Annotated in this window: 15 protein-coding genes and 2 tRNA genes; 7 read left to right on the top strand and 10 right to left on the bottom strand. The window is 62.8% G+C overall.

All coding sequences use genetic code 11. From position 1 onward, the window contains the following. Window positions 1-14 precede the first annotated feature (14 nt). A complete protein-coding gene (locus ABE528_RS00755) occupies window positions 15-971 on the bottom strand; it encodes a sugar ABC transporter substrate-binding protein (RefSeq protein WP_346651858.1) in 957 nt (318 codons plus the stop codon). A 301-nt stretch (window positions 972-1272) separates the two neighbouring features. Between ABE528_RS00755 and ABE528_RS00750 the strand changes: the two genes are divergently transcribed. After that, entirely contained in the window at window positions 1273-2361 is a 1089-nt protein-coding gene (locus ABE528_RS00750) for an asparaginase (RefSeq protein ID WP_152953849.1), read from the top strand. Between the two features lie 187 nt (window positions 2362-2548). Next, window positions 2549-2791 (top strand): DUF1654 domain-containing protein, encoded by a 243-nt coding sequence (locus tag ABE528_RS00745; protein ID WP_054884963.1) that lies wholly within the window; start codon window positions 2549-2551, stop codon window positions 2789-2791. A 3-nt stretch (window positions 2792-2794) separates the two neighbouring features. On the opposite strand, the gene ABE528_RS00740 is transcribed toward ABE528_RS00745, so the two are convergent. The 4 genes from ABE528_RS00740 to ABE528_RS00725 all read right to left on the bottom strand — a co-directional run bounded on the left by ABE528_RS00740 (window position 2795) and on the right by ABE528_RS00725 (window position 4361). Further along, complete coding sequence (locus tag ABE528_RS00740; protein WP_054884962.1) at window positions 2795-3220, bottom strand: GTP pyrophosphokinase; 426 nt, start codon at window positions 3218-3220, stop codon at window positions 2795-2797. A gap of 62 nt (window positions 3221-3282) precedes the next feature. Continuing rightward, entirely contained in the window at window positions 3283-3855 is a 573-nt protein-coding gene (locus tag ABE528_RS00735; protein ID WP_346651857.1) for an SPOR domain-containing protein, read from the bottom strand. A 173-nt stretch (window positions 3856-4028) separates the two neighbouring features. After that, a tRNA-Val gene (locus ABE528_RS00730) sits at window positions 4029-4105 on the bottom strand. Between the two features lie 179 nt (window positions 4106-4284). Continuing rightward, window positions 4285-4361 (bottom strand) — tRNA-Val (locus ABE528_RS00725). A 202-nt stretch (window positions 4362-4563) separates the two neighbouring features. On the opposite strand from ABE528_RS00725, the gene ABE528_RS00720 reads away from it, so the two are divergent. Next, entirely contained in the window at window positions 4564-5847 is a 1284-nt protein-coding gene (locus ABE528_RS00720) for an FAD-binding oxidoreductase (protein WP_152957063.1), read from the top strand. 102 nt (window positions 5848-5949) lie between these two features. Here ABE528_RS00720 and ABE528_RS00715 read toward each other — a convergent pair whose 3' ends face one another. Beyond that, window positions 5950-6693, bottom strand: a complete 744-nt coding sequence (locus ABE528_RS00715; RefSeq protein WP_152957064.1) for a peptidase C39 family protein — start codon at window positions 6691-6693, stop codon at window positions 5950-5952. A 156-nt stretch (window positions 6694-6849) separates the two neighbouring features. Between ABE528_RS00715 and ABE528_RS00710 the strand changes: the two genes are divergently transcribed. Beyond that, window positions 6850-7029 carry a hypothetical protein gene (locus tag ABE528_RS00710; protein WP_152957065.1) on the top strand — a complete coding sequence of 60 codons (180 nt, stop codon included), beginning with the start codon at window positions 6850-6852 and terminating at the stop codon, window positions 7027-7029. Window positions 7030-7079: 50 nt separating this feature from the next. Here ABE528_RS00710 and ABE528_RS00705 read toward each other — a convergent pair whose 3' ends face one another. Continuing rightward, a complete protein-coding gene (locus ABE528_RS00705; RefSeq protein WP_152957066.1) occupies window positions 7080-7832 on the bottom strand; it encodes a TerC family protein in 753 nt (250 codons plus the stop codon). Between the two features lie 28 nt (window positions 7833-7860). Then, entirely contained in the window at window positions 7861-8100 is a 240-nt protein-coding gene (locus ABE528_RS00700; protein ID WP_152957067.1) for a hypothetical protein, read from the bottom strand. A 132-nt stretch (window positions 8101-8232) separates the two neighbouring features. Between ABE528_RS00700 and nhaR the strand changes: the two genes are divergently transcribed. The 3 genes from nhaR to ABE528_RS00685 all read left to right on the top strand — a co-directional run bounded on the left by nhaR (window position 8233) and on the right by ABE528_RS00685 (window position 11152). Beyond that, window positions 8233-9126, top strand: coding sequence for a transcriptional activator NhaR (nhaR, locus tag ABE528_RS00695; protein WP_346651856.1), 894 nt, complete (start codon window positions 8233-8235; stop codon window positions 9124-9126). Between the two features lie 78 nt (window positions 9127-9204). Beyond that, window positions 9205-10416, top strand: coding sequence for a serine/threonine transporter SstT (gene sstT, locus ABE528_RS00690; RefSeq protein WP_346651855.1), 1212 nt, complete (start codon window positions 9205-9207; stop codon window positions 10414-10416). An 88-nt stretch (window positions 10417-10504) separates the two neighbouring features. After that, window positions 10505-11152 carry a DUF480 domain-containing protein gene (locus tag ABE528_RS00685; protein WP_346651854.1) on the top strand — a complete coding sequence of 216 codons (648 nt, stop codon included), beginning with the start codon at window positions 10505-10507 and terminating at the stop codon, window positions 11150-11152. On the opposite strand, the gene ABE528_RS00680 is transcribed toward ABE528_RS00685, so the two are convergent. Together ABE528_RS00680 and ahpF are read right to left on the bottom strand one after the other, a co-directional pair. After that, window positions 11149-11337 (bottom strand): hypothetical protein, encoded by a 189-nt coding sequence (locus ABE528_RS00680; protein WP_041166543.1) that lies wholly within the window; start codon window positions 11335-11337, stop codon window positions 11149-11151. The genes ABE528_RS00685 and ABE528_RS00680 overlap by 4 nt on opposite strands. 105 nt (window positions 11338-11442) lie before the next feature. Continuing rightward, complete coding sequence (gene ahpF, locus ABE528_RS00675) at window positions 11443-13005, bottom strand: alkyl hydroperoxide reductase subunit F (protein ID WP_346651853.1); 1563 nt, start codon at window positions 13003-13005, stop codon at window positions 11443-11445. Window positions 13006-13037 lie beyond the last annotated feature (32 nt).

The following is a 13037-nucleotide window of genomic DNA, read 5'->3' as shown; positions in this document are numbered from 1 at the left end:
CTCTCCTGCTGGGGTCAGGGCTTGGTGACCAGCTTGACCGGGGTCTGGATGACATTTTCGGCGTCGACGTTGGGCTTCTCGCCCTTGACCATTTTCAATGCCGCCTCGATGCCGAACACCGCCTGTTGGCTGGCGGCCTGGTCGAGGGTGGCGAGCACGCGGCCATCCTTGAGCATCGGCTTGATGGCGTTGATGTTGTCGTAGCCCACCACTTGCACCTGGCCAGCCTTGCCGGCAGCGCGCACGGCCGAGACGGCGCCCAGGGCCATGCTGTCGTTGCCGGCCAGCAGCGCCTTGAGGTCAGGGTATTCGTTGAGCATGGACGCGGCGACGGCGTTGCCTTTGTCGATTTCCCAGTTGCCGGACTGCACCGAGACGATCTTCATGCCGGCGGCATCCATGGCGTCTTTGAAGCCGGCGGTACGCTGCTGGGCATTGGTGGTGGTCGACACGCCTTCGATGATGCCAACCTGGTCACCGGCCTTGAGCTTCTGCTTGGCCAGGTAGTCGCCGACCAGGCGGGCGCCCTGGCGGTTGTCGGGGCCGACGAAGGGCACGCTGATGCCTTTGCTCTTGAGCAGTTCAGGGTCCAGGCGGTTGTCGATGTTGATGACGATGACCCCCTGGTCCATGGCCTTCTTCACCGCCGAGACCAGCGCCTTGGAGTCGGCCGGCGCAATCACCAGGGCCTTGGCGCCGGCGTTGACCATCTGCTCGACGATGCGGATCTGTTCACCGGTATCGGTTTCGTTCTTGATGCCGTTGGCAACCAGTTCGAAATCGTCAGGGTGGGCCTTCTGGTAGTCCTTGGCGCCGTCTTCCATGGTGCGGAAGAATTCGTTGGCCAGCGACTTCATGACCAGCGCGACCTTGGTTTTTTCCTCGGCATGGGCAGCAGACAGCGGCATGGCGAGGGACAGCGAGGACATGACGGCGAGCGCCAGCAGACGACCGGGGAACGGCAGTTTCATGGAAGATGACTCCGAATCTTGTGTTTTTTATCGGATCGCAAACGTTTGCGTTGGGTAACTATGGAAACAAGACCTGGTTTTGTCAAATCCGTTTCGCTGGCGGGGGCAGGACGCAGCAGGTGCTGATTATCCAGATTTTTTCCGAAAAACCGAACACCTTTTCCTATGCTTGTTCGGAAATCCGAATGGAATACTGGCCGGACAACGCAGCGCGCCTGGCTCAAGCTTTCTGGTACGAAACCTGCGTTGAGCTTTGCGCGACACAGCAACCAGCTCATTAGGAAGAGAGAGAACAATAATTATGAATGCTGCACTGAAGTCCTTCGCCCCCAGCGCCTTGGCGCTGCTGCTGATCCTCCCCGCCACCGTCTCGGCAAAGGAAGCCGAAACCCAGCAGAAACTGGCCAATGTGGTGATCCTCGCCACTGGCGGCACCATTGCTGGCGCGGGTGCCAGCGCTGCCAACAGCGCTACCTACCAGGCCGCCAAAGTCGGTGTCGACAAGCTGATTGCCGGCGTGCCGGAACTGGCCGACCTGGCCAATGTGCGCGGCGAGCAGGTGATGCAGATTGCCTCCGAAAGCATCACGAACGACGACTTGCTGAAACTGGCCAAACGCGTCGCCGAGCTTGCTGACAGCAAAGACGTCGATGGCATCGTCATCACCCACGGCACCGACACCCTGGAAGAGACCGCCTACTTCCTCAACCTGGTCGAGAAGACCGACAAGCCGATTGTGGTGGTCGGCTCCATGCGCCCAGGCACGGCGATGTCTGCCGACGGCATGCTCAACCTGTACAACGCCGTGGCAGTGGCCAGCGACAAGCAGTCGCACGGCAAGGGCGTGCTGGTGACCATGAACGACGAGATCCAGTCTGGCCGCGACGTGAGCAAGTCGGTGAACATCAAGACCGAAGCGTTCAAGAGCGCCTGGGGCCCGATGGGCATGGTGGTGGAAGGCAAATCGTACTGGTTCCGCCTGCCGGCCAAGCGCCACACCAGCCAGTCGGAGTTCGACATCAAGCAGATCAGCAGCCTGCCGCAGGTGGACATTGCCTACAGCTACGGCAATGTGAGCGATACCGCGTACAAGGCGCTGGCGCAGAGCGGCGCAAAAGCGATCATCCATGCCGGTACCGGCAATGGCTCGGTGTCGTCGCGGGTAGTGCCGGCGCTGCAGGAGCTGCACAAGAACGGCGTACAGATCATTCGCTCGTCCCACGTCAACCAGGGCGGGTTCGTGCTGCGGAATGCCGAGCAGCCGGATGACAAGTATGACTGGGTGGTGGCGCACGACCTGAACCCGCAGAAGGCGCGGATCCTGGCGATGGTGGCAATGACCAAGACCCAGGACAGCAAGGAGCTGCAGCGGATCTTCTGGGAGTACTGATAGCGGTATGACCTTGGGTTGGTGCACGGCCTGCACTGGCCCTTTCGCGGCTAAAGCCGCTCCCACAGGGGGGATGCGATACCTGCGGGAGCGGGTTTACCCGCGAAGAATCCAGCGCTGACCCAGTTGCGAAATACTTTGCCTTGAAATACTGTACGCACATACAGCACAACAAGGAATCGCCTCCGTGGCCAACACCGCCGAAGCAACCGCAAGCAGCTACCAGCAACTGGGCCTGCGCATCCAGAAGATCATCAACAACCCCCTCGCCCAGCGCAGCCGCGCCGCGCTGATCTTCCGCCTGGAACACGAGTCGCCCGATGACTGGGAAACCCTGCTCGAGGAAATCGCCGAGAACGACAACGTCACCCTCGCCCACCGCGACGACGGCGGCGTGCAGATCTTCTGGACCGTACCGAAGGAAGACTGACGCTCAGGCCAGCGCCTGCAGGTAGGCACTGGCCTCGCGGTAACGGGCCAGCCGCGCCAAATCGGCCGGGCCGGGGACGGGAATACGCGAAAGGTCGCTATTGTCGGCCAGGTCGGCCAGCTTGACGGTGCGCGCCAGCGGGTCACTGCCCAGGCGCACGACGAAGTCCTGATAGCTCTCGCCCTTGTTCCGGCTCAGGGCCAGCAAGGCGGCGAGAATTTTCAGGGGGAAGCCCTCACGGGCCAAGTCGGAAAGGGTCAGCGACGTGTCTTCGATCACGTCATGCAGCACCGCGACGATGCGTTGCTCTGGCGTACTGACCCGCATCATCACCCGCAACGGGTGGAGGATATAAGCCGCCCCACCCTTGTCGTATTGCCCTTCATGTGCCCTGGCGGCCACGGCAATGGCCCGCTCCAGCGTAGACATGAGGCCCTCCCTGTTTGGCTAGTCTCAGGCCAAGCATAGCCGGGGAAGACTACAGATTACAGTTAACGCTGCGCACCATGCTGGATGACGATCGAATCGGTACCCAGCTTGGCCATCACCTCAGCCTTGCGTGCATCGGCTTCGGCCTTGCTCGGGAACGGCCCCATCAGCACCACCGGTTTGCCGTCACGGTATTCGACCGAGGACGGGATGCCCTTTTCGATCAGGCGTGCGGTCATGTCGGTCAGCGCACCCATGTTGGCGCCCTGGATCACTTCGACATCCCAACCCTCGGGGGCCGGCTGATCGGCCAGCGCCTCGGCACGGCGCTGCAGGTCGGCACCGCCGCAGTATTCGCGGATACGCAGGTTGTTGCCGCCGTCATCGACGATGATTTCGTATTGGCCATCGGCGCCCTTGATCGCCACGTAGCTGCGGTAGGCCTCGTACTGGCCGGCATCGTCCTTGCCGCGCACCTGGCCGCAAAGGGTGCCCTTGGTGTCGATCCGCACGTTGCCGAACTTGGCGGTCTTGGGGTTGTGCAGGTGCTCGGCAACCTGCTTGTGCACACCTTCGACCTCGTTCTCACAGCCCGCCAGGGCCAGCACTGCCAATACCACTGCCAGTTTGCGCACGCGTGTACCTCCAGATTCGAAGGGGCGGATTCTACCACGCCAGCCCGTGGCACCGCCCGCGACCAAAGGTTACACGCTGCTTCTAGGGGGGCTTTTTCGAGAGGGGCACGGAAAGCAAAAAGGGCGACCCTTGCGGATCGCCCTTTTTGATGCCCGGAGACCGGGACTTTATTTGGTAGGCACAATTGGACTCGAACCAACGACCCCCACCATGTCAAGGTGGTGCTCTAACCAACTGAGCTATGTGCCTGTCGTGTGGTGCGCATATTAGTGATCGAATGCGTACCTGTAAAGCGTTTTTTTCAAAAAAATCAAAAACTTTCAGGAACCTGCCGGCGCCAGCACCGACCACCTCGAACGCGCCCATAATGCAAAAAGGGCGACCCTTGCGGATCGCCCTTTTCGATGCCCGGAGACCGGGACTTTGTTTGGTAGGCACAATTGGACTCGAACCAACGACCCCCACCATGTCAAGGTGGTGCTCTAACCAACTGAGCTATGTGCCTGTCGTGTGGTGCGCATTCTACGCAATCCAAAAACCCTGTCAACACTTTTTTTCGCGCTAACTCACTGAATCTTAAACTGTTTATAGAGAAGGGCCGGCGGGAGACCAGTAAAGGATTTTCAACGGACGACTAGCGGGTGTTTATTATTATTGATAGCATCGGTACATTCGTTAAAAATATAAAACACAGAGGTTCCTGCAGCATGGCTAACACCCCCTACCCCCAGTCCTACTACGCCGCCTCGGCCAACCCGGTGCCGCCACGTCCGGCGCTGCAGGGTGAGGTGGAGACTGATATCTGCATCATTGGCGCCGGCTACACCGGCCTGTCCAGCGCGCTGTTCCTGCTGGAAAACGGCTTCAAGGTGAGCATCGTCGAAGCGGCCAAGGTCGGCTTCGGTGCTTCGGGCCGCAACGGTGGCCAGATCGTCAACAGCTACAGCCGCGACATCGACGTCATCGAGCGCACCGTCGGCCCTAAAGAAGCACAGCTGCTCGGCAAGATGGCCTTCGAAGGCGGCCGTATCATCCGTGAGCGCGTGGCCAAGTACAACATCCAGTGCGACCTGAAGGACGGCGGCGTGTTCGCCGCGCTGACCGCCAAGCAGATGGGCCACCTGGAATCGCAAAAACGCCTGTGGGAACGCTTCGGCCACACCCAGCTGGAGCTGATGGACCAGAAGCGCATCCGTGAAGTGGTTGCCTGCGACAGCTATATCGGCGGCATGCTCGACATGAGCGGCGGCCACATCCACCCGCTGAACCTGGCCCTGGGCGAGGCGGCCGCGGTCGAATCGCTGGGCGGCATCATTTATGAGCAGACCCCGGCCATCCGCATCGAGCGTGGTGCCAACCCGGTGGTGCACACCCCGCAAGGTAAGATCCGCGCCAAGTTCATCATCGTTGCCGGCAACGCCTACCTGGGTAACCTGGTACCGGAGCTGGCCGCCAAGTCGATGCCGTGCGGCACCCAGGTGATCACCACCGAGCCGCTGGGCGAAGAACTGGCCCGCACCCTGCTGCCGCAGGACTACTGCGTGGAAGACTGCAACTACCTGCTCGACTATTACCGCCTGACCAGCGACAAGCGCCTGATCTTCGGCGGTGGCGTGGTGTACGGTGCGCGCGACCCGGCCAACATCGAAGCGATCATTCGCCCGAAGATGCTCAAGGCCTTCCCGCAACTGAAGAACGTCAAGATCGACTACGCCTGGACCGGCAACTTCCTGCTGACCCTGTCGCGCCTGCCTCAGGTCGGCCGTATCGGCGACAACATCTACTACTCGCAGGGTTGCTCGGGCCACGGCGTGACCTACACCCACCTGGCGGGCAAGGTGCTGGCCGAGGCCCTGCGTGGCCAGGCCGAGCGTTTCGACGCCTTCGCCGGCCTGCCGCACTACCCGTTCCCGGGTGGCCAGATGCTGCGTGTACCGTTCAGCGCCCTGGGTGCCTGGTACTACAGCCTGCGCGATCGTCTGGGTTTCTGATGTAGGCAGGCCTGGCCTCATCGCGGGTAAACCCGCTCCTACAGGTTTGATGCAGTACCTGTGGGAGCGGGTTTACCCGCGAAAGGGCCGGTGCAGGTACCGCTATTTATTCAGGCTACGCACAGCCTGCTTCGCCGCAACTTCCTGGCCCGCCCGGGCCAGTTCGTCGGCAGCCTGCAGCCAACGCTGGCGGTCCACCTGGGCCGGCAGCTGGCGCGGGGGCTGCACCAGCACTGCCCAACTCCCCTCCTTCGCCCACGCCGAGGCGAAATCGCCAAACGCCATCAGCTGGCGCCGATTCATCCCTGAGCGCAACAGTACGCGCTTCTTGAAGCTGTCATAACCAATCAGCACCGCGTAACGCGGCTCGCTCCACCACGCCGAACCCTCCTCGTACCGCAGCAGCACCGGATTGCCAGCGGCCACCTGGGCCAGCAAGGCATCCAGCTGCTTGTCCAACGGGTACACCACCATGCCGTACTCTCGCGCCACACGCGGGATGCTGGTTTCCAGCGCATCGGCCCCCTTCGGCAGATTCAGCGGTTTGTCCAGCAACCCGGGGGTAATCGGCGCACCTTGCTGCGAGAGCAGTGCGGCCAGGGCCATCGCCCCGCTGTGGTTGGCATTGCCGCGGTAGAACGGCACGCTGCTGATCTCGACCCGCTGCGGCATGCCCTTGAGGCTTGCAGGTGGTGCGCTGGCGCAGCCGCCCAGGGTCGCGGCCACCAGGCAGGCGACCAACAGCCGACGCGGGACGGTCGCCCAGCTCTTGCAGGAATGTTGCTCCATGGACACTCGCTTGTTCCGATGCCAGGCAGGCAGCGCCCGGCTCTGACCCCCGATCATAGGGTGCCGCGTTGCGCGGGTATAGTCCGACAAGACAACGGAACCAATCGGCTTAAGCAATCGACCTTTGGTCAATGGAACGTCACGGCCGGGCAGCTAGACTAAAGCTGTGTCTGGAGGGCAAACCGCAGGTCGGCCCAAGAGAAGGAGGCACACATGAGCCTGACCATGGCAATCCTCATGCTGGTGGGTATGTGGCTGAGCGTCGCGGCCGCCATGCTGTGGGGTGTTCTGCGTATCCTGCGGCGTCATTCCCAGCCTCACCACCTGCCCCCGCAGGCCCCGGCCAAGGCGCAGCCTGCGCGCAGGGCGCGGCGGCATGCCGGGGTGCACTGAGGTTTTTCACCTGAATGCAAACGGGGCGCCAAGCGCCCCGTTGTTTTTTATCAGCCTTCTGCGGCTTCACGCTTTAGCCGCGCTCGGCGAGCCAGGATGTTGAGGATCTCGATTGCCGTCGAGAAGGCCATCGCCGCATACACATACCCTTTCGGTACATGGGCGCCAAAACCTTCGGCGATCAGCGTCATGCCGATCATGATCAGGAAGCCCAGGGCCAGCATCACCACCGTCGGGTTGTCGTTGATGAAGTTGGCCAGCGGGTCGGCGGCCACCATCATGACGATGACTGCGGTGATCACGGCAATGATCATGATCGGCAGGTGCTCGGTCATGCCCACGGCAGTGATGATGCTGTCGACCGAGAAGACGATGTCCAGCAACAGGATCTGGAAGATCGCCGCCGCAAAGCCCAGGGTGACCGTGTTGGACACCTTGGCTTCTTCCTTGGCGCCGTGCGGGTCGACGTTTTCGTGAATCTCCTTGGTGGCCTTCCACAGCAGGAACAGGCCGCCGGCAATCAGGATCACGTCCTTCCAGGAGAAGGCGTTGCCGAACACTTCGAACACCGGGTCGGTCAACTGCACGATCCAGGCCACGGTGCTGAGCAGGGCCAGGCGCATCACCAGGGCCATGCTGATACCGATACGGCGTGCCTTGGAGCGGTATTCCACGGGCAGTTTGTTGGTCAGGATCGAGATGAAGATCAGGTTGTCGATACCCAGTACCACTTCCATGGCCACCAGGGTTGCCAGGGCGACCCAGGCGGTAGGGCTAGCGGCGAGTTCCAGCAAGTATTCCATTGTTCAAATCCTGATGCGGCAATTGGGGTCAGATTTCTTGGGTGTGTTCTTTCTTCTCGGCGCCCTTGGGCTTTTGGCCCTCGTGACCGATGGCATCGCTCAACGCCTGCTGGGCGGCCTTGTTGGTGTCGTCGATGGCCTGCTTGGCCGACTTCGCGGCCTGGTCGAGCATCTGCTGGGCAGACTTCTCGGCCTGGTCGCAACCGGCCAGGCTGAACAGCGCCAAGGCCAGCACCAGCGGTGTGCCAATGGATTTGAATTGCAGCATGGTGTCCTCGCTTGAAAAAGCCCGGCGGCGCGAAGCGCCTGATGGGGTCGCATTCTAAAGACGCCAATACTTCAGGAAAATTCGTATTTCCAGTGTGTATACTTCGGTTTTTTCGAATCGGGACCCGCGTGCGTGCTCAACTATCGCCAGCTCCACTACTTCTGGGCCGTAGCCAAGACCGGCAGCATCGCCCGCGCCAGCGAGCAGCTGAACCTGACGCCACAGACCATCAGCGGGCAGATCAGCCTGTTCGAGCAGACCTACGGGCTGGAACTGTTCCAGCGTGTCGGCCGGCAACTGGAGCTGACCGAAACCGGCCGTCAGACGCTAGCCTACGCCGAGCAGATGTTACAGATCGGCGGCGAGCTGGAGGCCATGCTCAGGGCCGGCCCGCAGGAGCAGATCCTGTTTCGCGTGGGGGTGGCCGACGTGGTGCCGAAGTCGATCGTCTATCGCCTGCTGGCGCCGACCATGGAGCTGGACGAAGTGCTGCGCATCAATTGCCGCGAAGACAAGCTCGAACGGCTGCTGGCGGACCTGGCGATCCAGCGCCTGGACCTGGTGATTTCCGACAGCCCGATGCCCAGCCACCTGGACATCAAGGGTTATAGCCAGAAGCTTGGCGAATGCGGCCTGAGTTTCTTCGCCACCCCGGCCCTGGCCAGGCTGCATGCCGGCCCCTTCCCGGCTTGCCTGCAGGATGCCCCGCTGCTGATTCCCGGCCCGGAAACCGTGGTGCGCAGCCGCCTGTTGCGTTGGCTGGGTGAGCAGCACGTGCAGCCCCGGATCGTTGGCGAGTTCGATGACAGTGCGCTGATGCAAGCGTTTGGCCAATCTGGCAGCGGGGTTTTCGTTGCGCCCAGCGTGATAGCCGAGGAAGTGTGCCGGCTGTATGGCGTCGAGCTGATTGGCCAGACCGAGGCGGTGCATGAGTCGTTCTATGCCATTTCGGTGGAGCGCAAGGTCAAGCATCCGGGGATCGTGGCAATTACCGAGGGGGCGCGGCGGGAGCTGTTTCATTGGTGACGGTGGTTTACCCACGAAAGGGCGGGGCCTGATTGTGCTAAAGTCCCGCCCTTTGAAGATTCCGAGAATCCGCTGCACATGACGCCCGTTTTCCATCTCCTCAACCGCACCAGCCTGGTCACCCAGATCGTCATCGGCCTGGTCGCCGGCATCGCCATTGCCCTGCTGGCCCCCACCCTCGCCCGCGACCTGGCCTTCCTTGGCAAAGTGTTCGTCAGCGCGCTCAAGGCCGTCGCGCCGGTGCTGGTGTTCATTCTGGTGATGGCGTCGATCGCCAACCACCGTCATGGCCAGGAAACCCACATCCGCCCGATCCTCTGGCTGTACCTGCTGGGTACCTTCGCCGCCGCCGTGGTGGCCGTGGCCGCCAGCATGCTGTTCCCGTCGCAGCTGGCCCTGAGTACCAGCGAGGCGACCCTGAGCGCGCCGGGCGGTATCGGCGAGGTGATGCAGAACCTGCTGCTGAGCGCGGTCGACAACCCGATCAACGCCTTGCTCAACGCCAACTTCATCGGCGTGCTGACCTGGGCCATCGGCCTGGGCGTGGCCCTGCGCCATGCCGGCGACACCACCCGCACCGTGGTCGAGGACCTGTCCAATGGCGTGACCTTGATCGTGCGCGTCGTCATCCGCTTCGCCCCGCTGGGCATCTTCGGGCTGGTCAGCTCGACCCTCGCGCAGTCTGGCCTCAGCGCCCTGCTCGGCTACCTGCACCTGCTGGGCGTGCTGATCGGCTGCATGCTGTTCGTGGCGCTGGTGATGAACCCGCTGATCGTGTTCTGGAAGATCCGCCGCAACCCTTATCCACTGACCTTGCTGTGCCTGCGCGAAAGCGGCATCACCGCGTTCTTCACCCGCAGTTCGGCGGCCAACATTCCGGTCAACCTGGCGCTGTCGGAGCGCCTGGGGCTGCATGAGGATACGTACTCGGTGTCGATCCCGCTGGGGGCGACCATCAACATGGCCGGCGCGGCGATCACCATCACCGTGCTGACCCTGGCGGCGGTGCATACCCTGGGCATTCCGGTCGACTTGCCGACCGCGGTGCTGCTGAGCCTGGTGGCGGCGATCTGTGCCTGCGGTGCTTCCGGGGTCGCGGGTGGGTCGCTGCTGCTGATTCCGCTGGCGTGCAGCCTGTTCGGCATCCCCAGCGAGATTGCCATGCAGGTGGTGGCGGTGGGCTTCATCATTGGCGTGCTGCAGGATTCGGCGGAGACGGCGCTGAATTCTTCGACCGATGTGCTGTTTACCGCAGCGGCGTGCCAAGCCGAAGCGCAGCGTAGCGCTTGAGATGGCCGGGGCCGCTGTGCGGCCCCAATTGCCTTACACCGCGGCATTACCTACGCTAGTGGCCTTCCCCCAGCAATGAGACAGGGCCATGTCAGAACACCAAACCGCAGGCGAAGGCCGCTTCAGCAGTATCGAGATCCGTATTCTCGGCGCGCTGATCGAGAAGCAGGCCACCAGCCCGGAAAGCTACCCGCTGACCCTCAACGCCCTGGTCCTGGCCTGTAACCAGAAGACCAGCCGGGAACCGGTCATGAACCTCACTCAAGGCCAAGTCGGCCAGGCCCTGCGTGCGCTGGAGGGCCAGGGCATGACCCGCCTGCAGATGGGCAGCCGCGCCGACCGCTGGGAACAGCGGGTGGACAAGGCGCTGGAGCTGGTACCGGCGCAGCTGGTGCTGATGGGCCTGATGTTCCTGCGTGGGCCGCAGACCCTCAACGAACTGCTGACCCGCAGCAACCGCCTGCACGACTTCGACGACACCGAGCAGATCCAGCACCAGCTGGATCGTCTGATTTCGCGCGACCTGGCCCTGCACCTGCCACGCCAGGCCGGGCAGCGGGAAGACCGCTATACCCATGCCCTGGGTGACCCGGCGGAAATCGAGGCGATTCTCGCGGCGCGGCAGCAGGAAGGTGGCGCTCGCAGCAGTGGCGGCAGTGTTTCGGAAGAGCGGATCGAAGCCCTGGAGGCGCGGATCGCGGCGCTGGAAGCGCGACTGGCCGAGCTGGAAGGCTAAGGTTCAGGGTCGGGGAAGTTGCGACAGCTCTTGCGCTCGGCCAGCTCCCGGTCACTGGGGCGCTGGTCGACGAACACGGTGCGGCCGTCAGCATAGATTTCGAGGTAGCCCCAGTGCAGGTCCTGCTCTTTCTGCCCGGGCTTGGGGGGGACTAGCCACCAGGGTTCGCGGCTGATCAGGGTCATGGTGACGCTCCTGAGGGGGTCTGCGCTAAGCATAGACACCCTCAAGTTCTGTTTTGCCAGTGCCGGCCCTTTCGCGGCTAAAGCCGCGAAGGGGCCGGTACAGGCTTACGCCGGTGCCGAAGTGCGGATCAGGTGATCGAACGCTGCCAGCGAGGCCTTGGCGCCCTCACCTACCGCGATGACGATCTGCTTGTACGGCACCGTGGTCACGTCACCTGCGGCAAACACGCCCGGCACACTGGTCTGGCCCTTGGCGTCGACGATGATCTCGCCCCGCGGCGACAGCTCGACGGTACCCTTGAGCCAATCGGTGTTCGGCAGCAGGCCGATCTGCACGAAGATGCCTTCCAGCGCCAGGTCATGCACCTCATCGGTGCTGCGATCCTTGTAACGCAAGCCCGTCACTTTCTCGCCATTGCCCACCACTTCGGTGGTCAGCGCGCTGGTGATCACCTTGACGTTCGGCAGGCTGTGCAGCTTGCGCTGCAGCACCGCGTCGGCACGCAGCTGGCTGTCGAACTCGATCAGCGTCACCTGGGCGACGATACCGGCCAGGTCGATGGCCGCTTCCACACCCGAGTTGCCGCCGCCGATCACGGCCACACGCTTGCCCTTGAACAGCGGGCCGTCGCAGTGCGGGCAGTAGGCCACGCCGCGGGCTCGATATTCCTGCTCGCCCGGCACGTTCATTTCGCGCCAGCGCGCGCCCGTGGCGAGGATCACCGTCTTGGCCTTGAGCGAGGCACCGCCGGCCAGGCGCACTTCGTGCAGGCCGCCGTCGGTGGCCGGGATCAGCGCTTCACCGCGCTGCAGGTTCATGATGTCGACGTCGTACTGCTTGACGTGCTCTTCCAGCGCCGTGGCCAGCTTCGGCCCTTCGGTTTCCTGCACCGAGATGAAGTTCTCGATGGCCAGGGTGTCGAGCACCTGGCCGCCGAAACGCTCGGCAGCGACACCGGTGCGGATGCCTTTACGTGCGGCATAGATGGCCGCTGCGGCGCCTGCAGGGCCACCGCCGACCACCAGCACATCGAAGGCGTCCTTGGCGTTGATCTTCTCGGCCTGGCGGCTGCCGGCGTTGGTGTCGATCTTGCCGAGGATTTCTTCCAGGCCCATGCGGCCCTGGCCGAACACTTCGCCGTTCAGGTAGATGCTCGGCACCGCCATGATCTTGCGCGACTCGACTTCATCCTGGAACAGCGCGCCATCAATGGCCACGTGGCGCACATTGGGGTTGAGCACCGCCATCAGGTTCAGCGCCTGGACCACGTCCGGGCAGTTCTGGCACGACAGCGAGAAGTAGGTTTCGAAGGTGAACTCGCCTTCCAGCGCCTGGATCTGCTCGATCACCTCGGCACTGGCCTTGGACGGGTGGCCGCCAACTTGCAGCAATGCCAGCACCAGGGAGGTGAATTCGTGGCCCATGGGGATGCCGGCGAAGCGCAGGCTGATGTCGGCACCCGGGCGGTTCAGCGAGAACGAAGGACGGCGGGCATCGCTGCCGTCCGCGCTGAAGGTAATGAGGTTCGACAGGCCGGCGATTTCCACCAGCAGGTCGCGCAATTCGCGGGACTTCGCGCCGTCGTCGAGGGAGGCAACGATCTCGATCGGCTGGGTGACCCGCTCCAGGTAGGTTTTCAGTTGCGATTTAAGCGTGGCGTCCAACATACGGGCGATTCCTTTTTCAAAACTCGGATACA

The organism is Pseudomonas sp. TWI628 (assembly GCF_039673865.1).
GTDB lineage: Bacteria > Pseudomonadota > Gammaproteobacteria > Pseudomonadales > Pseudomonadaceae > Aquipseudomonas.
This window is presented reverse-complemented; position numbering and strand designations above follow the sequence as displayed.

Bases quoted from the DNA above. Each gene is read 5' to 3' on its own strand.
- ABE528_RS00755 (WP_346651858.1), bottom strand. From the start codon at position 971: ATGAAACTGCCGTTCCCCGGTCGTCTGCTGGCGCTCGCCGTCATGTCC.
- ABE528_RS00750 (WP_152953849.1), top strand. From the start codon at position 1,273: ATGAATGCTGCACTGAAGTCCTTCGCCCCCAGCGCCTTGGCGCTGCTG.
- ABE528_RS00740 (WP_054884962.1), bottom strand. From the start codon at position 3,220: ATGTCTACGCTGGAGCGGGCCATTGCCGTGGCCGCCAGGGCACATGAA.
- ABE528_RS00720 (WP_152957063.1), top strand. From the start codon at position 4,564: ATGGCTAACACCCCCTACCCCCAGTCCTACTACGCCGCCTCGGCCAAC.
- ABE528_RS00715 (WP_152957064.1), bottom strand. From the start codon at position 6,693: ATGATCGGGGGTCAGAGCCGGGCGCTGCCTGCCTGGCATCGGAACAAG.
- ABE528_RS00710 (WP_152957065.1), top strand. From the start codon at position 6,850: ATGAGCCTGACCATGGCAATCCTCATGCTGGTGGGTATGTGGCTGAGC.
- ABE528_RS00705 (WP_152957066.1), bottom strand. From the start codon at position 7,832: ATGGAATACTTGCTGGAACTCGCCGCTAGCCCTACCGCCTGGGTCGCC.
- ABE528_RS00700 (WP_152957067.1), bottom strand. From the start codon at position 8,100: ATGCTGCAATTCAAATCCATTGGCACACCGCTGGTGCTGGCCTTGGCG.
- sstT (WP_346651855.1), top strand. From the start codon at position 9,205: ATGACGCCCGTTTTCCATCTCCTCAACCGCACCAGCCTGGTCACCCAG.
- ABE528_RS00685 (WP_346651854.1), top strand. From the start codon at position 10,505: ATGTCAGAACACCAAACCGCAGGCGAAGGCCGCTTCAGCAGTATCGAG.
- ABE528_RS00680 (WP_041166543.1), bottom strand. From the start codon at position 11,337: ATGACCCTGATCAGCCGCGAACCCTGGTGGCTAGTCCCCCCCAAGCCC.
- ahpF (WP_346651853.1), bottom strand. From the start codon at position 13,005: ATGTTGGACGCCACGCTTAAATCGCAACTGAAAACCTACCTGGAGCGG.